This is a genomic window from Marinobacter sp. BSs20148, from assembly GCF_000283275.1.
GTDB lineage: Bacteria > Pseudomonadota > Gammaproteobacteria > Pseudomonadales > Oleiphilaceae > Marinobacter > Marinobacter psychrophilus.
Window position 1 is genome coordinate 3,947,361 of record NC_018268.1, and the last position, 24,919, is coordinate 3,972,279.

24 protein-coding genes are annotated in these 24,919 nt (G+C 48.7%); 3 read left to right on the plus strand and 21 right to left on the minus strand.

What is annotated here, in order from left to right; all coding sequences use genetic code 11:
• The first annotated feature begins 9 nt into the window (after positions 1-9).
• Entirely contained in the window at positions 10-3,105 is a 3,096-nt protein-coding gene (locus tag MRBBS_RS18065; protein ID WP_014873055.1) for an efflux RND transporter permease subunit, read from the plus strand.
• On the opposite strand, the gene MRBBS_RS18070 is transcribed toward MRBBS_RS18065, so the two are convergent.
• From MRBBS_RS18070 to MRBBS_RS18165, 20 genes are all read right to left on the minus strand, one after another.
• The gene (locus MRBBS_RS18070; protein WP_041635380.1) at positions 3,044-3,991 is read right to left on the minus strand and encodes a D-hexose-6-phosphate mutarotase; all 948 of its coding nucleotides are present in this window, start codon (positions 3,989-3,991) and stop codon (positions 3,044-3,046) included. The genes MRBBS_RS18065 and MRBBS_RS18070 overlap by 62 nt on opposite strands.
• Positions 3,992-4,033: 42 nt before the next feature.
• Positions 4,034-4,255, minus strand: coding sequence for a HigA family addiction module antitoxin (locus MRBBS_RS18075; RefSeq protein ID WP_014873056.1), 222 nt, complete (start codon positions 4,253-4,255; stop codon positions 4,034-4,036).
• Positions 4,256-4,699: 444 nt separating this feature from the next.
• Complete coding sequence (locus MRBBS_RS19560) at positions 4,700-4,897, minus strand: hypothetical protein (RefSeq protein ID WP_014873058.1); 198 nt, start codon at positions 4,895-4,897, stop codon at positions 4,700-4,702.
• A gap of 98 nt (positions 4,898-4,995) precedes the next feature.
• Entirely contained in the window at positions 4,996-5,718 is a 723-nt protein-coding gene (locus MRBBS_RS18085) for an NAD(P)-dependent oxidoreductase (protein ID WP_041635381.1), read from the minus strand.
• Positions 5,719-5,854: 136 nt separating this feature from the next.
• The gene (locus tag MRBBS_RS18090) at positions 5,855-6,484 is read right to left on the minus strand and encodes a hypothetical protein (protein ID WP_014873060.1); all 630 of its coding nucleotides are present in this window, start codon (positions 6,482-6,484) and stop codon (positions 5,855-5,857) included.
• Positions 6,485-6,602: 118 nt separating this feature from the next.
• Positions 6,603-7,058: a DUF3237 family protein gene (locus MRBBS_RS18095; protein ID WP_014873061.1), complete on the minus strand. Its 456-nt coding sequence runs from the start codon at positions 7,056-7,058 to the stop codon at positions 6,603-6,605.
• A 99-nt stretch (positions 7,059-7,157) separates the two neighbouring features.
• Positions 7,158-7,448: a DUF1330 domain-containing protein gene (locus MRBBS_RS18100; protein WP_041635382.1), complete on the minus strand. Its 291-nt coding sequence runs from the start codon at positions 7,446-7,448 to the stop codon at positions 7,158-7,160.
• A 52-nt stretch (positions 7,449-7,500) separates the two neighbouring features.
• Positions 7,501-8,415, minus strand: coding sequence for an alpha/beta fold hydrolase (locus MRBBS_RS18105; protein ID WP_014873063.1), 915 nt, complete (start codon positions 8,413-8,415; stop codon positions 7,501-7,503).
• Positions 8,416-8,483: 68 nt separating this feature from the next.
• The gene (locus MRBBS_RS19805) at positions 8,484-9,029 is read right to left on the minus strand and encodes a hypothetical protein (RefSeq protein ID WP_201764326.1); all 546 of its coding nucleotides are present in this window, start codon (positions 9,027-9,029) and stop codon (positions 8,484-8,486) included.
• A 600-nt stretch (positions 9,030-9,629) separates the two neighbouring features.
• Positions 9,630-9,908: a YrhK family protein gene (locus tag MRBBS_RS18115; RefSeq protein ID WP_014873066.1), complete on the minus strand. Its 279-nt coding sequence runs from the start codon at positions 9,906-9,908 to the stop codon at positions 9,630-9,632.
• Positions 9,909-10,206: 298 nt separating this feature from the next.
• On the minus strand, positions 10,207-10,653 hold the full coding sequence (locus tag MRBBS_RS18120) for a hypothetical protein (RefSeq protein WP_041635383.1): 447 nt from the start codon (positions 10,651-10,653) through the stop codon (positions 10,207-10,209).
• 235 nt (positions 10,654-10,888) lie between these two features.
• Positions 10,889-12,307 (minus strand): FAD-binding oxidoreductase, encoded by a 1,419-nt coding sequence (locus MRBBS_RS18720; RefSeq protein WP_014873070.1) that lies wholly within the window; start codon positions 12,305-12,307, stop codon positions 10,889-10,891.
• 298 nt (positions 12,308-12,605) lie between these two features.
• The gene (locus MRBBS_RS18130) at positions 12,606-13,568 is read right to left on the minus strand and encodes a calcium/sodium antiporter (RefSeq protein ID WP_014873071.1); all 963 of its coding nucleotides are present in this window, start codon (positions 13,566-13,568) and stop codon (positions 12,606-12,608) included.
• 145 nt (positions 13,569-13,713) lie between these two features.
• Positions 13,714-13,911: an IS66 family insertion sequence element accessory protein TnpA gene (gene tnpA, locus MRBBS_RS18135; RefSeq protein WP_014873072.1), complete on the minus strand. Its 198-nt coding sequence runs from the start codon at positions 13,909-13,911 to the stop codon at positions 13,714-13,716.
• A gap of 456 nt (positions 13,912-14,367) precedes the next feature.
• Positions 14,368-15,744 (minus strand): efflux transporter outer membrane subunit, encoded by a 1,377-nt coding sequence (locus MRBBS_RS18140; protein ID WP_014873073.1) that lies wholly within the window; start codon positions 15,742-15,744, stop codon positions 14,368-14,370.
• Positions 15,731-18,793: an efflux RND transporter permease subunit gene (locus MRBBS_RS18145; RefSeq protein ID WP_014873074.1), complete on the minus strand. Its 3,063-nt coding sequence runs from the start codon at positions 18,791-18,793 to the stop codon at positions 15,731-15,733. The genes MRBBS_RS18140 and MRBBS_RS18145 overlap by 14 nt, the downstream gene beginning before the upstream one ends.
• A gap of 25 nt (positions 18,794-18,818) precedes the next feature.
• Positions 18,819-19,901, minus strand: coding sequence for an efflux RND transporter periplasmic adaptor subunit (locus tag MRBBS_RS18150; RefSeq protein WP_014873075.1), 1,083 nt, complete (start codon positions 19,899-19,901; stop codon positions 18,819-18,821).
• Between the two features lie 706 nt (positions 19,902-20,607).
• The gene (locus MRBBS_RS18155; RefSeq protein WP_041635719.1) at positions 20,608-21,012 is read right to left on the minus strand and encodes a GFA family protein; all 405 of its coding nucleotides are present in this window, start codon (positions 21,010-21,012) and stop codon (positions 20,608-20,610) included.
• Between the two features lie 136 nt (positions 21,013-21,148).
• A complete protein-coding gene (locus MRBBS_RS18160; RefSeq protein ID WP_014873077.1) occupies positions 21,149-22,051 on the minus strand; it encodes a sulfotransferase domain-containing protein in 903 nt (300 codons plus the stop codon).
• A 114-nt stretch (positions 22,052-22,165) separates the two neighbouring features.
• A complete protein-coding gene (locus MRBBS_RS18165; protein ID WP_144012730.1) occupies positions 22,166-22,447 on the minus strand; it encodes a hypothetical protein in 282 nt (93 codons plus the stop codon).
• Positions 22,448-22,826: 379 nt separating this feature from the next.
• On the opposite strand from MRBBS_RS18165, the gene MRBBS_RS20160 reads away from it, so the two are divergent.
• Positions 22,827-23,156 carry a site-specific integrase gene (locus tag MRBBS_RS20160; RefSeq protein ID WP_227497544.1) on the plus strand — a complete coding sequence of 110 codons (330 nt, stop codon included), beginning with the start codon at positions 22,827-22,829 and terminating at the stop codon, positions 23,154-23,156.
• Positions 23,053-23,694: a tyrosine-type recombinase/integrase gene (locus MRBBS_RS18170; protein WP_014873079.1), complete on the plus strand. Its 642-nt coding sequence runs from the start codon at positions 23,053-23,055 to the stop codon at positions 23,692-23,694. The genes MRBBS_RS20160 and MRBBS_RS18170 overlap by 104 nt, the downstream gene beginning before the upstream one ends.
• Positions 23,695-23,812: 118 nt before the next feature.
• Here MRBBS_RS18170 and MRBBS_RS18175 read toward each other — a convergent pair whose 3' ends face one another.
• Complete coding sequence (locus tag MRBBS_RS18175; protein WP_014873080.1) at positions 23,813-24,871, minus strand: ribonucleotide-diphosphate reductase subunit beta; 1,059 nt, start codon at positions 24,869-24,871, stop codon at positions 23,813-23,815.
• Between the last annotated feature and the right edge of the window lie 48 nt (positions 24,872-24,919).

The following is a 24,919-nucleotide window of genomic DNA, read 5'->3' on the forward strand; positions in this document are numbered from 1 at the left end:
GCGAACAGCATGAACATCGCACGCAGTAGTATCGAAAAACCATTGACCACCTGGTTGTTGATTCTCACCTGCCTGTTGGGTGGAATCTGGAGCTTCTTCTCACTGGGTCGTCTGGAAGATCCAGCCTTTACGATCAAGACGGCCGTGATCGTTACGCAATACCCCGGAGCCTCAGCCGAACAGGTAGCACGGGAAGTCTCGGAACCGTTGGAGAGTGCGATTCAGAAAATCGCTGAAGTCGATCAGATCGTTTCGATCAACACGCCGGGACAATCCTTGATCGAAGTGGAGATTAAGCCGAGCATAAAAAATGATGAACTGCCGGGCATCTGGACCCTACTTCGAGCCCGTGTCTCGGATGCCACAAGCTCTCTGCCACAGGGTGTCTTGCCACCGTACGTGAACGACAGTTTCGGCGATGTGTTCGGTTTGTACTTTGCGGTCATGGCTGAGGGCTTCGATGATAGTGAAGTGCATGAGCTTGCCACCTACTTGCGGCGTGAGCTGCTCAGTGTGCCGGGCGTGGCCGATGTGGATCTGTCCGGTCTGCCCGAAGAGGCTATCTATGTGGAACCCTATCTGGCCTTGTTGTATAACCAAAATATTCCACCACTGGCGATCGTCGGTGCGATCGCGCAGTCCAATTCGGTGGTACCCGCAGGGGCGATCAACGATGTTCGTGTGCAAGCCCCGTACGGCTCGGACAGTGTCAGCGATATCGCAAGCCTGTCCCTCGGCGTGGGCGGTCAGGTGATCAGCCTGGCAGACATCGCCTCTGTTACACGCTCTCGAGTTAACGATCCCTCACTGATGATTCGGCATAACGGTGCTGAGGCTTTCACCTTGGGTGTGGCAGGTTTGCAAAACGAAAATATCGTCGAGGTCGGCAAACGTGTCGAACAACGATTGACTGAGTTAGAAGCCTCCCTGCCCTACGGTGTTGAGGTCCAACCGATCTATCAGCAGCATAAAGTAGTTGAAACAGCCTCCAACGATTTTCTGGTCAATCTGGCGATGTCGGTGGCGATTGTCGTGGTGGTGTTGGCCCTGTTCATGGGTTGGCGGGCAGCAGTAGTCGTGGGCAGTACTTTGCTGCTGACGGTGGTGGGCACGCTGTTATTCATGAAGCTGTTCTCCATCGAGATGGAACGGATTTCCCTGGGAGCATTGATCATTGCCATGGGCATGCTTGTGGACAACGCCATCGTGGTGGCCGAAGGCATGCAGACCGCTATGAAGCGGGGTCGTGCATCGCGAGAAGCGGCTCAGGAGTCGGCCTCGAAAACCCAGACCCCCCTACTCGGTGCGACCGTGATCGGCATCATGGCCTTTGCCGCCATTGGTCTGAGCCCGGATGAAACCGGTGAGTTTCTATTCTCGCTGTTTGCCGTGATCGGCATCTCCTTGCTCCTGTCGTGGTTGCTGGCCATCACTGTCACGCCACTCTTTGGGCACTACTTCTTTCAGCAATCACTGACAGACAATGATGATGCTTATGACGGTCCGGTGTTTCGAGGCTATGGCGCTTTGTTACGAATGGCGCTATCAGCACGATGGTCTGTGGTGGCAGGCCTTATCGTTCTTACTGTCGTCTCGTTCGCAGGCTTTACACAGGTGAAGGATCAGTTCTTTCCGGATTCGAATACACCGTTGTTTTTCGTGAACTATAAGCTACCGCAAGGCAGCGACATTCACCGAACTTCAAGCGATCTTCAACAAATTGAAGACTGGTTGATCGAAAGAGACGATGTAGTCTCTGTGACCAGCTTTATCGGTGATGGTGCAGCACGCTTCATGCTGACGTACCCCACCCAACGTCCTAATCCCAGCTATGGGCATCTGATCGTTCGCACCCAGAGCACCGATGATATCGCACCACTGCAACAGGCACTTGAGGTCTACGGTCAATCGCAGCTCGTGGACGGTGAATTTCGGACCAAACGACTGCTGTTCGGGCCCGGTGGCGGGGATCCGATCCAGCTTCGCATCTCCGGACCAGATGCCACCACATTACGTGCGTTGGGCGATGAGGCCACCGCGCGTATGCAAGCCGCTTCCGATAAATTTGTCGGTATGCGCACCAACTGGCATGAACAGGAATTGGTGATTGTGCCAGCCTATGTGAAAGCCCGCGGCGAGACCGCAGGGCTGACACGCGATGAGGTAGCGGAGACCTTGCGCTTTGCCACCGACGGTGTTGAGGCGGGCGTGTACCGTGACAACGAGCGTCAGGTGCCGATTATTGTTCGCGCTTCTTCTTCCGATGAATTCGGACTCATCGATCAGATGGCCTATTCCGAATCTGCACAGTCCATGGTCCCCATCGGTCAAGTGATCGATGGTTTTGACTATGAGATACAAGACACGCTGATTCATCGCCGCGATCGTGTGCCCACACTCACTGTGTCCGCTGATATCTCACGTGATGCGACCGCAGCCTCTGTACATAATGCAATCCGCGCATCGGTTGAAGCGATGGCGTTACCTTCTGGCTACCAGATCGCCTGGGGAGGAGAGTATGAGGACTCCGGAGAGGCTCAACAATCACTGGCCAACCAGCTTCCCCTGGCGCTACTGATCATGATCATCATCTCAATCCTGTTGTTCAACGCTCTGCGACAGCCGTTGATCATCTGGTTGCTGGTCCCGATGTCGGTAAATGGCGTGGTCATCGGGCTGCTCGGCACCGGGCTGCCGTTCAGCTTTACCGCACTATTGGGGCTGCTGAGCTTGTCAGGCATGCTGATCAAAAACGGTATCGTACTGGTGGAAGAGATCGATCTAGTACGCGCCGAGGGGTTGGCCTTGAAAGAGGCTATCGTTGCCGCCTCCACCTCACGGCTTCGTCCTGTGGTATTGGCGGCGGCGACCACTATCCTAGGCATGATCCCCTTGTTGGGTGATGCCTTTTTTGTCTCCATGGCGGTCACCATCATGGCAGGGCTTGCGTTTGCCTCGGTGCTGACCCTGATCGCCACGCCAGTTTTCTACTACCTGTTTTTTATACGCGATGAATGCCCGCGTAATGGGCGCGAGCCTCGACTCAAATTTTCACAATCCGATAACAGACCGACAAACAATGCTCCGCACCCGCAGCAATGCTGACACGATCGTCGCCAATATTGCCGGTTTCAATACACAGCATGTTCAAATAACCGCCCTCCCCCATATCGCCCAGCCGGGCTGATTTGTCAATCCAGGGGTTCCAGACCACCGTTGAGCGGCTGTTGTTGGTTTCAATGTTGATACGACGTTGCCAACCTTTGTCTTCGAGTGAACAGACGGGCTTGGTATTTTGATAAATGCGATCAATTTCGGCATCAATGCAAATCGGCGTAATTTCGACTTTACGCTGCCAATCATCCAGGGCATCAATGAACTGGCAACCGTCCAGACCCTTAACCGTCACATCCTTGATATCACTCACGGCAAAATAACTGTGTAACGCCTGACTGATGGTGACGGTTTCTGATCCATGATTGCGCGTAATCAAGTTCAGCTCAAGGGTTGCGCCGACGCTGACGTGTAGCTCTAGCTCGGTGTTGTGTGACCATAAGGCTAGGGGCACTTGCGTTTGCGGCAGGCGAAATACTACGTTCGTTTGCCCGGCAGCCGTCGTGCTGGTTTCAACCACGTCCCAAACAGCGGCTCTGACAAAACCATGGGCAGGATAATCCTCACGATCAGGATGCGCGCCAAACCAGGGCCAACACACTGGAATGCCGCCGCGAATGGTTTTACCCGCGATAAACGTCGCTTCGTCTGAAAGCCAGATCAGCGGTTGTTGCTCGTTGGCACCTCTTTCGGCACCCCTTTTATCTTCTCTTTTAACAACCCAAGACAGCACCTGTGCGCCCTGCAAGGCAATGCTTACCATGGCGTGCTGGTTAGTGATGTCAGCCACAATCAAATCGTCAGTCGCGTTGAATTGCAGCTGCCCTTCTATTGCGAACTGTTCGTTGAGTGTGGCAAGTTTTTGCTGGCTGGGCATTTGCTTGAAACCTGTGTTTAGCCGAGAAATTTATGCTGCTGGTTATGCCCTGTGCCCCATCTCTGGCCCGGAGTTCCAAGGGCGAATATTCTTCAACTGATCCTCAAGGGCATCTTCTGCAATCTCAGTGTCATAGGCTATCTGAACCCGCAGCCAGTAGCCGTTGGATAAACCAAGAAAGCGACAAAGCCGCAGATCGGTGTCTGCAGTTATTGAACGCTTACCCACGATAATCTGGCCGATTCGCTGAGCCGGAACCCCCATTTCTTATGCAAGACGGTATTGAGAAATACCCATGGGCTCCATAAATTCCTCTTTCAGCAACTCGCCGGGCGTTACAGCATCAATGTTGCGTATGATTTAGCTCCTAGTGGTAATCAATAATTTCAACGTCTTCCGCACCAGCTTTGGTCCAGCGGAAGCACACCCGAAGCTGCTTGTTGATTCGAATGCTATGCTGACCTCGGCGACCACCTGCCAGCTTCTCGGTATCCTTACACTTGAACAATATGATCATGCATAGAAAATGACGCGATACGTTAATAACGTCAAGCGTTAATGCTGGAGCGATCAGGCTTTACGAAAAGGCATAACGCCTAGCTCATCGGCGAAGTAAACTGGCGCGACTTTTGGAACAAAAGACGAGATAGTTTACGGAGTCTGGTGCAACCACTTGTTATTTTTTTCATTGAAAAATAATACTGAAAATCAATCAAATACGGAATCTGACATTAAAGCTAATGCAATTCCTAATACCAAAATCCCTCCTAAAATAGAGAAGCCAAGAGGAATGCTGTAGTACCAACACACAATAGCTCCGGCTCCCGTTCCTACCCCAAAAAAAATCGCAATTTTTAGTATTGCGCCTAAACACATTTTTAATAGATCTTTCAAAAAATCGATCATATGAAATTTCTCATCGTTTTTATGTACTAACGAACAATTGCAACTAAGGAAACATAACGCTAATCGATGTAGCGCGGCTTGTCCGAATGAGATTCTTGTTATGCAACATTGTAGATCACCGGCGTCTTTCCCTTCCACGCACTCCATACCGCGTCGTCTGTCATCAGCTCAGCCATGAAGTGGCCCACGTTGATTCGACTGGTCTTGCCCGAATTGAATATGGCACTTCTGGTCGGTGAAGGATGTATCTCATATTTCGAGACGACGTCATCATCGATCAGGCTGTCAGGGCGAACAGCAACCCATTCGACGCACGCGTCGTCCGAACCAACTTGGCTAAGCAAGTACTTAGCCGCATGCTCGTTGTCCGAATGCGGCGGAACCAACAACCGGATCAAACCGACAACACATCTTTCCATCAACGATACCGATTCCGCCAGATCGTGATTACGGCAACCTGTCGAGTTCATGAGCACAAATTTCACAGGGCTCTTCGGTGCGTTCGCTTTGATTGCCTTACACAAACGCCGCGTGGCATCGGTCACCAGCCGTCGAGGCTTTCCATAGACCCCCTTGAAGCTCAACGTGTGGCCCAAACATGAGATAACAGCCTCGCACTCGTCCACATGCTGAACAAGTTCCGTATCGCTCAGGTCAAGGACCGCAGCGTGCACCACTGACAAACGTTCGTGCGCCCCCAGAGCTTCGATTAATCTCTCGGGAGACCTCACGATCGCACGGACTGACAGTCCACGATCCAGCAACTGCCGCACGAGCAACCGCCCTGTCGCACCGCTTCCTCCAACAACCAAGACTCTCATGTTCTTAGGCCCTCACCTTTTTGAGTACACATAACGCCAACAGAACGCGCGGCTGCGAAATGAAGGCGATGCCGCAATGTAGTAGCCGTCGCCGTGACTGGTCTAGTCTGGTCTAGTCTGGTCTGGTCTGGTCTGGTTATGTTTTGATGCTACGCAGAAACTCTCTATAGAGACCCTCATGTCTTCCATTGTGGTTTTCCGCTCCTGGCTTTGTCAGGGTTCCTTTCGGTGGAACGTAGCTTTTGATCCATTTCTCAGGTTTCGGACTCCAACAAACATTTACCGCTGCTAATTTGGGAAAGAAATATAGTGACGAGTACTTCGGGACATTGTCATGAATCCACCATGCTAGCGCTTGCCAGTCACCTGTCTTGTCGTAGTAGTCAATAAACGAATTAACGACAATACAAGCAGTTGCGCCAATCTCGCCATTCTTATCTCGATAGTCCCAGATGTGATCAGCGTAGCTCGACTCATTGCTGGAGCAGTTATATTGATTTTCATTTTCGGCCCCTTTTGCGTTTACAGCGGGCGAGCGGTACCCGGACCTGATCGAAATGCGACCCAAGGCTGATTGAATTGGCTCAAGAACCTTTTGACACAGGCCGCGTCCTGCTTCAATTGCGATATCAGGGTATTCTGGAAGATTCGGGATGCGCTCGATTTGAGAAATTTCCGAGTACAAAAAATCTCTCATGAAAAATGAATCAGATAAGCGCACACGGCCCAACTGTTCAAGCGCCTTCACGGATTGTGGTGATCGCATACAGCCTCCTTAAAACATAACGCCTGAGCTAAGGGGCGGCCAGCGAAGCTGGGCGTGCCTGCTTGAGCGATTTGTTGGGCGCCTCCTGAACCATGGCACGGATCAATTGCGACAGGGCTTATGCGGCGTGGCAGGAAACCTCGATGGTTCCCTCTGCGAGATTAACCACGCCAATGCCCCACACCTGCAAGGGATTGACCCATTTGTAGTCTTCCAGCGACGTAAACAACGTCATATTGACGCGAATGTCCAAAATTTCGCCCTCTGGTCGAGGAATACCAACGCCATCGCCTTGGGCATCGATGTTCTTCCCGTCAGTTGTGGTGATGGTCTCGTGAATGTGTAACTCCATCCGGCCATCTCCACGCACCCGCATGTAGTCAACGCCAGAAACCGTTCCGTTTAGCTTGGCCCCAGTAGCCTGGCCCTCGAACGCGGCGTCAAACCTAGCGCCTTCTGCCGGGGGAGAAATGCTCCCGGACGTAAGATCAGAAAAACTGACCCCGTACTCGGTCATGCCAGTAAGGTTCAGCTTGATGGTGTACAGATGTTCCCCGACTTCGATGGTGCTCATTGTTACCCCCTTAGAATTCTGCAAAAAGACGCCCAACGACGCCAGCATTGGCGCGACGGCGTCGGCTGGAGCGCCTTGTTACGTGCGCAATACATGCTGTTAACCTCCATCAACGATAAATAACGTGCATTCGGCATTATTTAAACGCTTAGGTTTTACAGGGGCATACTCATCTGAATCTACAAATGCCTGCGCGCTTTTAACATCAGGAAATTCAATAATCACAATCCTGGTAGGCGTCCAAAGTTCAGTTTCCCTGACATCCATTGCGCCGCCTCTAACTCGATAAACACCTCCATATTTTTTAGCGATGGGCTTCGCAAGCTTTTTATACTCTTCATACGCCTCTGGATTTTTGATCTTCGTGTCAACAACAAGATATGCGCTCATACGGAATCCTCAGTTTTATTTGCCACATATCGGGCCAAATCAGCCGCGCAGTTTACTGCGTCGGCTGTATTTGATTGTTAGGCGTACTTGCTAAAAACTCCAGCACTGCGGTTGTGAATTCTTCCGGCGCATCCTGCTGTACCCAATGGGAAGCGCCGTGGATCGCATTGAACTTCGCGTCGCGAATCTCACGAGCAAGTTGCACCCCATCTTCCGATCTCTGCCAAGGATCATCCATCCCCCACAGAACCATTGCCGGAGCAGAGATGGCGCCATGACGGTCGACGAGTGCCATGGTCTGGTTGGCGTTTAGCGCGGAAGCATTTCGAAGCAAGCTCAACTTCCCCTCTTCGCTGGCCCACGGAGCGATGATGCCGCGCCTGAAATCGGGCGTTAGTCGGCTGTGGTCTGAGAGACCTGCCGCTAGGCTCTCTTCAAGTGCCTCGACCAAATCCGCGACCGGTCGAGGTTTCCAGCGCAAAGGATGGCCGAAATCGAGCATGTCATCGTCAAATCGGTCATAGCAAACAGCGTTACATATGACCAGTCGATTAACTCGTTCCCGATGCTCGATAGCAAGTATAAGAGCGACTGCACCTCCCGTATCATGCCCTACCACGTCCACATTCTTCACCCGAAGGGCGTCCAGAAGGACAGTAATCATACGGGCCTGGTCTTGGAAGGAACGGTCGAACCTGTCTCGGCGATCCGACCAACCATGGCCCAAAAAGTCTGGTGCAATCACCCGATAACCCGACTGCACAAGTGGCGGGATAATCGCGTGATAGAGGTATCCCCATGTTGGGATACCGTGCATCAGCAGAATGGTGCCGCGCTGCGCCTTTCCGACATCGATGTAGCGAATAGTGACGGCGATATGGGCTGCCGAGCCCGCGGGCAGAACAATTTCTTGCTGCGCAGCTCGGAACTCCTCCCACGTGCCCCATCCATCCAGATCTGATTTCATTGTCTACTCCGGTAAAGTTATTGCCTAACGCCAGCAGCAGGAGCGTCCCTTGCCTGCATTTGTTAGATTCAATCATTCGTGACCTTCCTGGCGAATTTACGAATAAGGTGCTTGTCGTTAACATCAGAAAATAATCGTTTTATTGCCTCATCATCAGGCTCGGAAAATTTCATAAATTTCTTTCCGTAAACGCCATACTGACAATCCTTTTGTTTATTCTCAAGATCTCGTAGTATTAAACGCACTTTCTCACATGCCTCAACATATCTGAGAGCAATACTAGGCAAGTCACGGGTCTTTATGTCAGATATGATATACCTGTGTACCACGCGATTTCTTAACTTATACAACGAATTTAGCTTTTTGTGGTCATTGTCTTTAATTACGTTATATTTAAGAGCGTCATCGTATATTTTTCGCTCCATCAAGCCTCGTTCATCTTTTGCTTGAAAAAGATATTTTAGTGGGACCTCGTCCGTCTGATTCTTAAGTTGGATGGCGATGACTATGCTCAACCTGAGAAGTGCATCGATCTGATTGGCAGAAACGGCAATCACTTCGATAAAGGAATCAGATTCTATCGCATTATCCAGAAGATCATATGATGCAGCCAACGCCCCTTAGAATTGATCAAACTTTTCCATATCAGAGGCGAACTTTCGGTCTCTAGGAGGGACAATAACCAAGGATTTTAAAATATTATCAACTAAGCAAAGTTCTTCATTTATTCGTTCATCGTTATCAACGATTTGCATCATGGATATATTTACCGATCAAAACCTGATCTGCTGAAGCCCCAAAAAAAATGTGAATACAGAACTCTGAATCATCCATCCTGGAAGGTCGCCATGTAAGCTCTGGCACGCCATTCGGATAGTCGTCTGTAAGTTTAGGCGCTAGTTCCTCTAGTGGATAACAGCTAATCTGAAAACACCCGTTAGCGGCTTCATAAGGATGAAAGCTGTATGGGGACTTTTCCTCTTCGCCTTCCGCAACAGGGTTGAGGTATTGCCACGCTGTCGGAATTTGAATCAGGAATATCCCGTTGGGCTATGTCCAATGCTTCATTCAGCTTTCCTGCGAAAAATCTAACGTCGAGTTCAGCCGATGCTTTAGCGGTCGGCTGGAGAAATTTTTATGCCTTGCAAAATAAGACAGTTCGCATGTCATGCAGGCACAACACAAATGTAAAAGTGAAATGGCGTCTTTTATTGTCACAATTCCCAACGGCTACCTGGCACTCGTCGTATATGAAGATGGGCCAAGAGACGTATTGTTGGTCGGATCAAAAATTGAGCGCTGCCAATGATAAACAGCCAGATAGCTACTTTTTCCATCGACGGATAAAGAAAAAACACACTCCCCGACAGGAACCAGCCCGCTATGAAAAAATCATTAATAATACTAATAATTTCATAGCTACGACGAATAACTAACTGTTCATCGCCGACGGTAAGGGTCAGTGGGTTATCGATACTATTCTTGTCGCTCATAGAAAAACCTTTGATCTATATTAGTGAAAACTGCTCAACACGCGCATAGCGCCGCCATAAAAGGCGAGCAGCTTGTTGCGAGGCCAGCGCTGAAAGCGCGATTTTTGATGGCATTGTTATACCCTTTCCCAAACCAGACCATTTTCCATATAGTTAGCCACTTCATGGTGGTTTAATAATGTACTCAATGAAGTATTCAACAGAGAAAACTTTGCATTTGGATTGTGTAAAATCACAGCCTCTTTAGCGTAATCATGTATTATAACAATAGCACTGATATATTTTTTACCATTCCTGGTTAGCAATGCATTTTTCTCGATATTTCTTTGATTACACCATTATTGCTTGCCATAAATTCAGCATCACCCAGCATTGCTGCCTTTATTTCTGGATAGAAGAGCAAGTCTTTAGTTGAAAATGGCCTAGCGTCGTAAACAACGATTACGCATGGTGAATCCGTTACCCTATAATTCTTAAACTGTTCACAAGCAGATTTTATGCTATTCCGTATTCGTTGAGAATTTACGCTATATGTTTCACTTACGCCCATATCTACGGGGTTTGAAATAGCTTCTTCATCCTCATTTGAATCTCGTTCCTTTACTTCCCAGTAACTCATTTCATCGCCTATAGGTACTAGGTAATCAGGAGTTTTTTCGTGCGGCGTAGAAGATTCTGGAATTCGCTCGAACGCGGTTCCAAATTTTTCGAAAATCTCCTCTAGTAAATTCTCGGACTCAGTCATGATTATGTATAACGCCAACGCTCAGCGGCAAGCGCCAGCGTCATGATACGCGCCGTCGATGATCAGCTCGCCGGTGCCTGTCCGCCGCAGCGTTTTGTTCGGCACCGCAAGTTTCATGACTCCGCCCTGCTTTCGATTCGTACGGAACCAAATCTTCTCCATTTGCTCCACGACGGTTGCACAGCGTGCCAGCCGTGGTGAGGCTCAGGCCCTTTAAGGTATCGCGGTCTTAGCCTCAGGTGTTGGCCTCGTACTGCCACGCTCCCGTCTTGAACATGTCCTCGGGGTCGTGCTTCTTCTTGAGCACCCGCAGACGCTTCATGGTTTCTTCCGGAAAGACGCGCCGCATTTCATTTTCGTTCTCGGGCATGGCGTTGTTGAGATACGTCGTCACTTGAAACGGCGCTAGCGCTTCGGCGAAACTGTCGCACCACTTCTTGCTGGCGGCGCGTTTGCCGTCGTCGTCGTCGGACCAGCCGGTGAGGGCCGTGCACCAAAGGCGTCCGCCGCGAGCGCCAAATGAGGTCGAGGCCGAATCAGCCTCGGCCACGGCGCCATTGACCCCCATGAAGAGCAGAAACGTACACGACTTGGATGCGAATTCCGGCTTGTTGCTCCAGGTCCTGACAGCGATGTCGACGATGGCCTGGGCTGCCTTGTCGTCACTGGGATCCCAATCGACAAAGACACCTTTGTCCCAGTAGTTTGCGTTGTACGGGAAGGCCTCGTCCAGCGCCGCCTGCATCGCTGTATACGGCAGTTGGGTGTCCTGACGCACCAGCGCCCCGCCGCCATACGCCGCCAGTTCGTCACAAGTCGCCAAGGCCGCTTTCTCGGTCTCGCCGACGATGAGGGGAATGACGCCACAGAGCGGGTGACCATCCGGGGAGTGGAGGAACGCAAACTGAAGCGTCTCTGTTTTCTTGCGTCCGGGCCTGGCAATGCGCCCCATCCACGACGACATGACTTCGTTCGCCTTGTCGGCACCCCACAGTATGGGAGCTGCACGGATAACCCCGGCGTTGGGCATGTCGCGAAGCCTCAATACGAACTCTGTAACGATGCCAAAGCTCGCTCCGTTGCCGCGCATTCCCCAGAACAGTTCCGGGTCCTCGGATTCGTTCACACGGACAACCTTTCCTTCGGCGGTGACCATCTCGTAGCTGACGATGCTGTCGACCACCGCCCCGAGCCAACGACTCAGGTGGCCGATGCCTCCTCCGAGCGCCACGCCCGCGAAGCCGGTGTGTGAGACCGAGCCGGTTAGACAGATCAGATTGTGAAGTGCTGTCTCGTGATCCACATCGCCTCCGTCGGCACCGGCCTGGACATAAACCAACTTGTTCTCCGGATCGACGCGGACGGCGGTCATCTTCACGAGGTCGATTACGACAGCGTCGTTCGCCATCCCGGAGGGTGAGTGGGCGCCCTTGCCGCGCACCGTGATGGCTATGTTGTTGGAACGACAATACTTCACGGTGGTCGCGACATCCCGTGGACCAGACGCGACCACGAATCCCAGGGGGGTCACGCGCGTATTCAGGTCGCGGTTCCAGCCCCGGAAGCGAGCGGCGTCAAACGCCTCTTTGTTCTTGCGCGTGACCAACTCTCCGCGTAGCGCTAGCCGGAGGCCATCAAGTCGATTCTCGGTCATGGTATTTGGTCCTTTCCTTTATCGGAATGGTGCTCAGGCAGCAACCGAGGTGCCTCTCGGCCAGCATCGCCAAATACATTGTTTGATTCACCAAGCTCCACAACCGCTGAGAGGTCAACCTAAAGGCGGTCACCGCAGGGCGCCAGCGGCTTCGTTGCAGACTTCGTTCTGCGGAGCAGTTGTGACGCATTGCTCATGCCGAACGCCGCCAACACGCGCAGCTTTGTAGTGGAGGCGAAGCCGAAACGGAAAAGCTGTCGCCGTGCTTGGCCTGGTTAGGCGCTTTCACTCCCGGAGCTTAAGTGCCGAGTACCGTGAAACTCAGGCTTATATACACGCCGTAGCCGAGCAGGAGCAATCCGCCTTCGAGCCTGCTAAGACGACTGCCCGTGTACAAAAAGAACAATAGAATCAGCGACGTTCCCAACATGACCCACTGATCAAACTGCAAGATTCGCTCATGGACTGGAAGCGGCTGTAGCAACGAGGAAATTCCGAGTATTCCCAGGAGATTGAAAATATTGCTCCCCAGGATATTACCAATAGCAACATCGGCATGTCGCCGAAATGCCGCGATTACAGAGATCGAAAGTTCGGGCAAAGAAGTGCCAACCGCCACGAGGGTCAACCCTATTACGGCTTCTGAGACGCCAAACGACTCGGCTATACCCACGGCACCCTTTAACAGTACTTGTGAACCGGCGATCAATAGGGCCAAACCCAGAACAACCGCCATGACTATCCATAGAGTTGTTTTTGGCAGAAAAGTAACTTCCTGCCCTTCAGCTATGTGTAACCCTGCGGAAGGCGCTTCACCGGAGCGCTCGGTCCAATAAGCCCAGACCAGATAAGCGGCGAGCGCCAGCAGGAATATGGCAGCGTCAGACCTTACCAAAGCATCCCCGCCAACAAGGACAAGAAACAAGATGCTCGCAGCGACAACCGTGACACCATCACGCCGCAATACGAGCGGCTTGACAGCAAGAGGCGTTATCAGTGCGCATAAGCCTAGAATCAGCAGTATGTTGCCGATATTACTCCCCACAACGTTACCGATTGCGATGTCGGGCCGCTCACTAAGAGCAGCCTCAATTGAGACCACCAGCTCTGGCGCAGACGTACCGAAACCGACAATTAACAAGCCGCTGAGCAGGGGAGAAATGCCCAGTCGATTTGCAGCTGCCAAAGATCCTCTGATAAGTGCCTCACCGCCACCAGTCAGAAGCAACACTCCGATAGCGATGAACAGCAGGTTCAACATAATTTTGAGGTTCCGGTTGCGGACTTAATAAAAAATGGCTGCATCAGCTTGGACTGCCTAACATCGTATTAGACCGCGTTCGGCGATGTCACAGAAATGTGCGTTCCACATAACTCCGCATTTTCTCGAACCTTCGAGGTCTATTTTAGCGTTGCCGCGTGTTGCTACTCGCTGCCGGTGCCTGCTTCAGATTATTTTTAACAGAGGTCAGCCTTTGACGCCAGTAAACGAATTGATAATAATTCAAAGACTGTTGCTTACAGTGAGCGTTGCCAACCAGGCTCATCGCTTCCCAATCATCAATATGTTGTTGCCAGAAGTGTACTTTTTCGGTGGTCGTCATGCTGATTCCTCGTGGAATGGGTGAGGAGTTCAGTGTGTACAATTGAAGGACTGGGGTGTAAGCGCTGATTTATTGGTGCTTACGGCGTAACTAGTGGTGCGGATGAAGGTTTCGCGTAATGGTTTGGGCGCTGCCGCTAGGCCGCTCACTACAGAACTTTCGTAGTGCTCCACATGGCTGTCGTGACGGATCTCTGCGCAGACAATGCTGTCTTTGATACTAAAGGTGACTGATCTTCTTCCGACAAACTCATTCTCCTTAACAACACCTAACGACATAGATAAGGGTCCGCCGCTTTTTGGCGGTCCCAGCGGCCAACAGGAGTGGACTTGACCTGCTCGTTAGCACTCCTAATTGATATACTAAGCTTAAATTGGTTGTAGATTTTAATTTTGCAACGTTAACTAACTCTTTGCTATCAATAGTGTCGCTTATTATTCTTTCATCCCAATCATTCTACCAACTGCCACCCAGAGACAAATATAAATTGATACGCTGTTCCAGTTGAAGGCGCTTGATAGAGAGTAATTCACTCTCGGCTGCAATGTTCTGTTGCTGGATTTGCAGGGTGTCTAACAAACCAATTTCGCCTTCTTTATACCTTAATTCGGCAATGCGATAGGCTTTATTGCTTTCTCTAAGAACATCACTTAAGGCTCTCATGCGATTGGCTAAAGTATGACCTTGATCCAAGTTGTTTTCCACTTCTGAAAAAGCAGCTAAGGCTATTTGAGCATAGTTTGCTATGGCTTGCTTCTGCTCTATCTTCGAAATTTCAACGTCCAATTTTCGCTTTCCACCATCGAACAGTGGTGCCAATAAATTAGCTCCGAACTGCCAGGCGACATTAGTAGGATTGAGTACATTTGATAAAGAACCGGAGGCACCACCAATCGAACTTGTTAATGAAAATCTTGGTAACTGTGCTGCTTTGGCTTGATCTGTGCCATTAAACGCTGACGCAATTCTTCTTTCAGCTGAAACAATGTCAGGTCGGCGCTCCAATATTTCAGAGGGAAGGCCCGCTGGAGGAGGAGGAGGCAAATCGAGTAAAGTGTTCTCTATCTCTAACGTAGCATTGGGGTAACGACCTAGTAATAGCTCTAATGCCCTTAGTGCATCACGTCGGGAGCCTTCAATTGTAATTAGCTGTTCTTGAGCTGATGCCAAATTTGCACGATTCAGCGCAATATCCTGACCCGAAGACAGGCCGTTGTCATACTTCACTTGAGTAATGCGCATCGTATTTTTAAGAATCAATAGATTCTTGCGACTTATATCAGACTGTTGTTTGGCCTCAATTACTTTTAGATAGGTTTTTGCAATATTAGCGCTTAAGGAATGCTGCGCAAAAATATAATCAGCTTTTGCTGCTTGAGCACTGGCCTCAGCCTTGCTAACACCCGCACGTATGCGCCCCCAAACATCCGGTTCCCAGCTGACAGTTAGACCAACATTAATATTTGCATTAGAAGATCCGCCATTCCCACTACCCGAATCAGCTCTGCCCATTGAAAAATCGGCAGTCGGCTTAAGTGACGCGCCCGATTGCTTGGCCAATAGCCAGGCCTTATCCATGTTACCTGCGGCTATTTGTAAGTCGATATTGTTTTCCTTACCTTCTCTTATTAGTTTGAGCATCATCGGGTCATTGAAGTTTTCTAACCATTTATCCGATACATTCGCGTACTCCGCTGTTTTAGTGGCCCATGTTTCTGGCGCTTCAATTGCCTTTTTGACAGCCTTTTGATGTCCATTTTGGGGGTTGCTGTTCACACAGGATAGAACCATCAATGCAATAACATGCAGAACGAAAAGTTTAATTGCTCGCATAACTGGTTTCCTTGGAACTCACATTCATAAACATGGCATATAACACGGGTACGATAAGAAGTGTTAATAAGGTGGCAAAACTTAGGCCAAAGACTAATACTACCGCCATTGATTGGAAGAACGCATCAAAAAACAACGGGATCACACCGAGTGCAGTTGTAAACGAACCCAGAACAACAGGTCGAACACGACTTGTCGCCGAGTCAATAATTGCATCATATCTTGGCTTACCTTCATCTATCTCCAGATCCATTCGGTCTACCAAAATAATACCGTTTTGGATTAATAGTCCCGATAATGAAAGAAGCCCTAGGATCCCCATAAACTCAAGAGGTATTCCTGTTACCACTAATCCAAACACCACACCGATTAATGCCAGTGGCACGACCATCCAAATCACCAAAGGCTGTCTAATTTTTCCGAACAGGACGACTACAACCAATACCATCGCAAGAAAACCCATCGGTATAGTTGACATTAAATTACCATTGGATTCATTGGAAGCACCTTCTTCGCCACCCCATTCCAGACTATAACCATCCGTAAGCTCAATAGCTTCGATATATGGGCGAATGCGCTTGAGAAAATCAGCCGCCAGTTCATCTGGATAAGGATCAGTTTGTACTTTAATTCTAAATACTCGGTTTTCACTGCGGATCTGTCCATCTCTCCAAATGGTTCTAAAGCCATCTGTCACTTGAGCGATTGGTATCATTTCACCAGTGACAGCACTTAAAACCTGGATGTTTTTGATGTCATCTATCGTTGCGTTCTTGGTACCAGGCATACGTGCAATAATTGGAATTAAATCTTCATCTTCTCTAAATTCGCCAACATTCTTTCCTGAATAGAAGTTTAACAATGCGTCAGCGAGATCTTTTCTGGAAACACCAGCTCGACGTCCCTTTGCATCAGAGTAAACAGGTTCAATAACGCTAACGGGTTGACGCCAATTGTCTTTTATAGAAAGCGCACCACCATCGGCACTCATAATAGTCTTAGCTTCATTTGCAAGGCGACGGAGAGTTTTTGGATCCGGTCCACTAAATTCCGCCTCAATTTTAGAGCCACCACCCGGCCCTAAAACAAAACGCCAGACTTTTACCCTTGCTTCCGGGTAATTTTGCTCAATATAAGTCTGGACCTCTGGCATCATGCTATTAATATTTCGATAATCATCGACACGCACAAGAAATTGCCCATAAGAGCTATTGGTTGATTCTGAGTTATAAGTCAACATATAACGAATACCCCCGCCGCCAACCAATGTTTGCACTGCATTGACACCGTTCATTTGACGTAAAAAAGGTTCAATTTCTTTCATGTCTTTTTCAGTGCGTTCAATCCTGGTTCCTTCAGGCAACCAATAATCTACAACCATTTGTGGAGTAGTTGATTGTGGGAAAAAACCTTTTGACATGTATTGCGCACCCCAAAGAGAGACAGCAAATAAGCTAAGTACTATTCCAACAACAAGCCAACGAAATCGTAACGCCCAATGCATAAGTTGTTTGTATTTATCGTAAAATACACTTTCTTTAGCAGCAGTAGTTTTTTGAACCTTTTCGGGAAATGACCAATAGCAGGCTAGAGGGGTAATGGTCATGGCAAAAAGCCAACTGAATAACAGTGCTATCATGACGACCCAAAAAAGATCCCCCGTATACTCAGCCGTTGATCCTGGCGCAAAGCCAATGGGCGCAAAAGCAATAACACCCACCAAGGTACCGGCAAGTAGAGGCCATTTGGTTTGAGAAACAATCTCTTTTGCAATATCAAGCTTCTTAATACCCTTCTGTACCCCGACTAGGATTGCCTCTGTTATAACCACAGCATTATCCACCATCATTCCTAGGGAAATGATCAACGCGCCTAACGAAATACGATGAATAGGAATGCCGATAATTTGCATCGTAGCGAGTGTTGCCGCAACCGTTACAAGAAGAATAAATGCTAGGACAAAGGCAGAATGCCGTCCCATGAAAATGAACAAAGAGACAATAACAATAATTAAAGCTGCGATTACATTGATAAGAAAATTATCGACTGATTCTTCGACTATCTTGCCTTGATGGTAATACTCATAAACCTCCATTCCCAGTGGTCTGCGACTTTCAGATTCCTGGATCTTTTTATCAACCGCTTCACCAACCACAACAACATTACCACCAGCAATATTAGCCACACCTAAGGCAATAGCAGGTTTTCCGTTGTATCTAATAATTTTCGTTTCAGGTGATTTGTAACCTCGATAAACGTTGGCGATATCTTTTAGATGAATTATCTTGCCTTCAGCAGCGATTGATACTAGTAGGTTTTTTATAGAATCGACAGAATCAATAGCACCGGATGGATCAATTAAAATGCGTTGATCACCTATAGCAACACTTCCTGCTGAAACGACTGAATTTTGTTGGCCAAGAATATCGTAGATGTTCTGAATAGAAACACCTAAATTTGCAGAGTTCTCACGTGATATTTCAACAAAAATTGCTTCTTCACTTTCCCCCAACAACTGTACCTTTGCTACACCTTTTACTTGCAAAATATCTTTTTGTAACTGTTTGGCATATGCCCTTAACTCATCTGGACTATAGTCATCACCTGTTATGAAATAAGACAGACCATATACATCACCGAAATCATCATTAACGACAGTTGGATGCGCCTCTTTCGGCAAAGATTGCTCTGCATCTTTAACTTTATTGCGCAGCTTGGCCCAGATAATCTGAAGATCTTCTTTTGATTTTGAGAAGTCGTATTTAATATCTACCGTAATTTCAGATAGACCAGCAGAAGATTTTGTATGTATATCCTTAACTTCCTGCATCTGTTGCAGTGCTGTTTCCAACGGCTCAGAGATTTCCCTGGCTACTTCTTCGGGGCTGGCACCTGGGTATTGGGTGAAGATTAACGCACTTCTTATAGTAAATTCCGGGTCTTCGAACCTTGGCATTTCTTGATAGGCATTCCAACCACCAACTAGTGCTAATAAAATTACGAGAACACTTATGACCTGATTCTTAATAGAAACTTCTGCGAGATTCATAGTTTAATCCTTAGGTTTATATGATCTATTTAACCCAAGGACGAACTTTCATCCCCTCGAACAGATAAGAAATACCTGCAGCAACAATCATTTCTTCTGGTTCAAGTCCAGATGTAATCTTCAGGTTAGCACCAACACCCTCTTCAACCACGACATCCCTTTTTGACACAGTCATTGTGTTTTTATCCAAAACCCAGACATATTTTTGATTTCCATCTGTCGCGATTGCAGTCAATGGAATAGCTATCTTGCTGGTTATCGTACTTGCTTTTCCAGGATCTCTAAACCAGGCGATGGCATTCATCCCCGGTAATATAACCAGATCATCAGGGGCATCAAAAGCAAAAGTCACTTCATAGGTCTGTGAAGTGACGTCTGCCTCCAAAGAAGCTTCTTTGAAAACGGCAGGAATACGGCGTTCTGGAGCTGCACTCAACACAATATAGGCGTCCCTTTTCACATCTTTTTGACTTCTGGCATTTGCCATAATACTGGAAGGCAGGTTGAATTTAGCTACCAGTCCCTTTTTACCGAGGAGGGTAATTGCCGGCTCGCCTGGTTGAATGATTTTCCTTTTTTCAATTGATACTTTTGCTATGGCGCCGGAATATGGAGCAATAAGCACTGTATCCTTTAAAGATTTTTCCGAAGTATCAAGTTGAGATTTTTTCACATCGCGTTGTGATTTTCGCTTTTCAAGCTCACTTCTGGATATGGCATCTTGCTTAATCAAACGCAATGCACGTTGATATTCTGCATCGGCATTTTCAAATTCTGCACGTGCTGATTTTAATTTTGTAAGAAAATCTTGTTGATCCAGTCTTGCAAGAACTTCACCTTTTATCACACGTTGCGCTTCTACTGCCATTAACTCATTCAACATTCCGCCCACTTCAAAACTCAATACCGAAAGTTGTTCAGATTTAATAACCGCAGGATAATTCAAAAAGGCATTACTGTTTTCCTGACCAATTTCTAATAATTTTGCCGGCCGTACTGGTGTTTCAGTCTCTTTTTCAGTCGATGGACGTTCAGAACCACAAGCGGTAAGCAAGAAAACAAAAATTAATAAAGAAAAATGTATCAGCTTAGATTGTGTGGTTCTCATTTCGTTTCACCTGCTAATTCCACTGATTTAAGCTCATGATCGTAAGGTTACCAATTGTTGTAGCGCTAACGCCTCAAACACTGACTTGGCGAAGTTGGCGGTTTTTTTTGGTACAAAAAAGGTGACAGCTTTACCGAGTCTGCGTACTTTGACTTTTTAGATGCGACCTGCTCACAACCACCTGTTAATTGGATTATTTTGCGAATCATATACATTGCCATACCAAAAAGTCCGTTCTTCTAGTCGCCCACAGGCTTTTGTTACAGATGCCTCGATAGCCTTGAAGCATGATCCTACAGGGATAGTCCAAACAGCGACATGCTCAAGGTGTCCGTCACTGCGTGCATTTATCTGCGTTAATATGCCATCAATTTCTGGAAGTTTCTCACTTATTCGGGAAGTATAAGAAATTTTTACTGAAACATCACCACCATATTCAATTACTTAAAATTCACCCGTTACTTCATCGGTTACTCGGATTACATCGCCAGCGGCTACATCCTCTAAGAATCCTGGGGAAAACAAGATGCGATACACGTTGGGCGAAAGGAACTCGACTTTTGCGGGTTGAGTTCCACCTTCCGATCCTTCGACTATAAGATTAATGTGATTATTCATATGCATCTAACGCTGATGGTAACCGGCGTCGGAGCGCAGCTGAGGGAACCAAGAGCGACACGCTTTTGGTGTCCGGTTGACCGCTTGGTTATGCATTGTTCGGACCCTGCTCATGATATTGAGTTACCGCATCTGGCAAAACTTCCCACGCAGCCTTGGAGCCCACAAAAATGTGCATGCCAATCTCGATTTCCGGGTCACCATTCACGCACCCTAAAGTCACACCATGAATGACTCCATTAAAAATGCCACAAAGCGTAGACCCGCATTTGCTGCAAAACCGAAGCCCAAAGCCATGGCTGCCTACATAGGATGTAAGCAATTCCTCGCCAGATAACCAACTGAACTCAGATGGTTCAACCAATGCATATGCGGACGCCTGGGCACTGAATGCTTTACGACAGCGGGAGCAGTGGCAAGACCTCGCATCACGAAGCCAGCCATCGACTTGGTAGCTCACCTCACCACAGAAACACTCGCCGGTTATCGGCACGTCACTCTCCTTGGTGCATAACGCCTGCATAACTTGCCGGTTTTACACAGAGCAGAGCAATAGCGGCGTGGCGTGTAAAACCGGTCAATGTTGATGCACTTGTTATACGCAATTCGACTACACTCACGAAAACACATTATCTGAGCTCACCAGTGGCAAACCAATGTGCGCAGTCGGGGCCGAGCTCCGACTGCGCACGCTGTTCATAATTCATGGCCTGCTCAGCAGAAAGCACATCACGCCACCGGCCATTCGTGCCTTTGTGAATAAAGGTTTCTGCACCTCCTTCCCAAAACGCCCCACCAAGAGGAACACTCTTGGTGGCATTGGCCTTCATATAGTCAAAACTGCAATGCTTTAATATCTTCTCCCACTTCGACTCTTCGATGGGCGTGCCAATGAATTCTGCAATGCGGCGAATTTCTCTAGGCATGTCTGACTTCAAATTTGCAAAATGCACCATATGTACATTCGGTAAATTACGAATCGCCCACCAAGTGCGAGCATTGTCCCAGAGCGACCAAAATGGAAAGCCGTCTTGATCCAGCCAGTCATCAAAATACTGGGAGATCGGCGAGCATGGTGGTTCGATTTCCGGGCCAACTCTGCCTTGAGTATTGTTAAGGGCGTCGTACCAAGCCGCGTTCGCATTTAGATGGTGGTTGTAAAGACTCCAGACCACATCGCGTCCATCTCGACCGATGTAGATGTACTTTGCCCTTTCCGAAAAGGCCAAGGCATCCACAGGCAAATGAGTTTTTACGAATCGTCGATGCGTCTGTTCCTCGACTGCCGGCAACTTGACTTCTTTCGGAGGAACTCGCAAGTCCATCCACGGCGACATTTCGGCTACTTCCAAGCCCTCCTCGCCAGAAAACAGGAGCTGGGCCACAATTTGCTGCATCCAAGTCGTCCCGGATTTGGCATAGGTGGAAATAACAATATCGTCATCACGGAATACAAATTCATTCCAGATTGTCGAATCAAAATGGTGGCTGTGAAGCTCTCGTTTCTTCACGGGAAAAGTGATTTCATTCATTAGTGGTCATCTCCTTAGCCTACAAGTTGCGCATAACGTCGCGTTAACGGACTGGCGCTGCGCAGCAGCGACAGTCCAAGACCAGCGCAGCTGGGCTGAAAGTTGAACGCCTTGTTATACAACATTAAAAAAATATGTTCCGCTGGTGCTGTTTAATTTCTTTGCCAAACGGCTTGGTATTTCCAGTTTTTTTTCTGGATGGTTTGTGAAAGAAACAACGACTTTTTTAAATAGTATTCCTTTGATCGTTTTGTGCTGGATTTCTTCAAGAGGTATGAGCAAATCTTTGCTTCCAAAGTTGAAAGGAAAGCAAACACCGAGGAACAAACCATCACGCTCCAAGCCAATTATTAAGGTACTAAAAAAGTTACTCTTACCAAGTCTCCCTGACTTCATGTTTAGTTTTTTACCAAAGAAAACATGCTTGGCTTGGTAATCTTCTGCAAGCGCTCACCACCCTGATTATTTTGATATCACAAAGCTCATTGTTAGCCATAGAGCAAAAAATCCAAGGATGCTTATTGTTGGTATTAGATAGTCCACACTCCCTCGCTACCGAATGGTGTATAGCAGTAACTTGGTAGGCCCCTCCGCGAATGCAAAAATCTGGCCGCTTCATGACTACACTTTCGGGCTTCCACAAGCGTCCGCCCATAGATCTATAAAACAACAGCCTAGTCGAACACTTTCCGTCCTTCCACGTAATCATTTGACTTCTGTGATTTGTTCTCACACTAATACTGTATAAATATACAGCTATTACAGGAGTCAGCCCATGGACGGGAAGCCACTTCGATTGCGTGATCAGGTTCATGCCGTCATTCGTGTGAATCCCTACAGCATCCGCACAGAGAAAACCTACTGGTATTGGATTCGCTATTTCATCCGTTTCCACCAGATAAAGCATCCCCGGGATATGGGCCCACGAGACGTTAATGAGTTTCTGACCTGGCTGGCTGTTCATCGGAACGTGGCAGCAGCGACTCAGTCGCAGGCACTAAATGCCCTGGTGTTTTTATACGCCAATGTGCATTATCGGAAAGCTGCGCCACCCCGATCACATAATTGCTTCGCTGATGTACGGTTCGGGCCTTCGTGTCACTGAAGCCTGCAGGCTTCGCATTAAGGATCTGTATTTTAATCAGCAGGTTATAACAGTGCTCGATGGTAAAGGTGCTAAAGATCGTACAACGCTGTTGCCGGGGACATTTATTGCTGAACTGAAAAGTCACGCTGATAACATCTGTAAGGCCTTGAAACAGAAAGACCCCGAGTTTCAACACCCTGTTAGCTTGCCTCATGCACTCTCACGCAAATACCCTAACGCTGGGCTTTCGCTGGAATGGCAATGGCTGTTTTCTTCGCCTTCTCTGAGTTCTGACAACTTGGGTAATATCACGCGCCATCACCGCCATATTACGTCTGTGCAAAGATCTGTGCGTAATGCCGTAAAACAAGCTTGTATTGGCAAACCCGCAGGCTGTCACACCTTCCGGCACTCCTTTGCCACCGAGCTGCTAAAGCGCGGTAACGACATTCGCAAGGTTCAGAATTTGCTTGGCCATGCTGATTTACGTACCACCCAGATCTACACACATGTTCTTGGGCAGGGTTTTGCAGGCGTTCGTAGCCCGTTGGGTTGAGTGGTCAGTCGCCCTTTGGGTCTTCGCGGTTTTTGGCTATTCAATTGATAGGGGACAGATTTGAAATCTGTCCCCTTGTTCCTTGTTCTATTCTCTTAGTGCGCCTTCTTGGTACGCCTTACCACTCCAACTGGGCACCGGTCTGGTATTCAATCACTCGCGTTTCAAAGAAGTTCTTTTCTTTGCGCATGGTGGCTTGTTCTTCCAACCAGGGTGATACGTTTTTGGCACCCGGGAAGGGCTCGGGCAGGTTTACGGTGCGGGCACGGCGGTTGGCTACGAAGCGGAACTGTTCGATGTGGTATTCCGCGGAATAGCCCAGGATGGGGTCGCGCAGAATGTAGTTGGCGTAGGCCCTTTCGGCGGCTTCGGATTCGTCCCACATCTCGCGCACGGCTTTGGGGTCGAAGTTGATGTTTTCTTCTTCCAGGATCTGGTTAACCACTTTCAGGCCAAAGGAGAAGTGCATGGCTTCGTCGCGCAGGATGTACTGGAACTGTTCGCCGGTGCCACGCATCAGGCCGCGGCGTTGCAGGGCGAAGATGGGGCTGAAGCCGTTGTAGAACCAGCAGCCTTCAAACACGGCGGCAAAGAACAAATACGACATGATGAATTCTTGCAGGTCGTCTTTGTTGCGCAGGTTGATGTCGGAGCGCATGGCGGCGTTCAGGCGGCGGTTGGCCATCTGGATTTTGCCATTGATTTGCGGCACGACACGGTAGCGGTTGTAGATTTCGCCCTGGTCCAAGTTCAAGGTTTCAATGCAGTGCTGGTATGTCCAAGTGTGCACGGCTTCTTCGTAAACCTGCCGCGCTTGGTAAATCTGCAGCTCGGGCGCGGTCATTTTTTCCATCACCGCCAGGCCGATGTTGCGCATGGCCAGTATGTCGGAGGTGGTCAGGTAGGCCAGTACGTTTTCAAACACGTGCTTTTCTGCCGGGTTCAGGCGGTGGTGGTAGTCGTGAACGTCTTGCGACATGTTCACGTCTAACGGCGTCCAGTGGTTTTTGTTGGCGTTCATGAAGTATTCCCAGGCCCAGGGGTACTTAAATGGGGCTAGCTGGTTTACGTCGGTGTTGCCGTTGATCACGCGTTTATCGTCAACGTTTACCGGAGCCACGCTGCTGTTGAGAACAATCTTACTCTCGGGTTTTTTGTCTTCGTCCCAGTTCAACATGGTTTGTTCCTTTGAATACGGGAACAGACTTGAAGTCTGTTCCCTGGG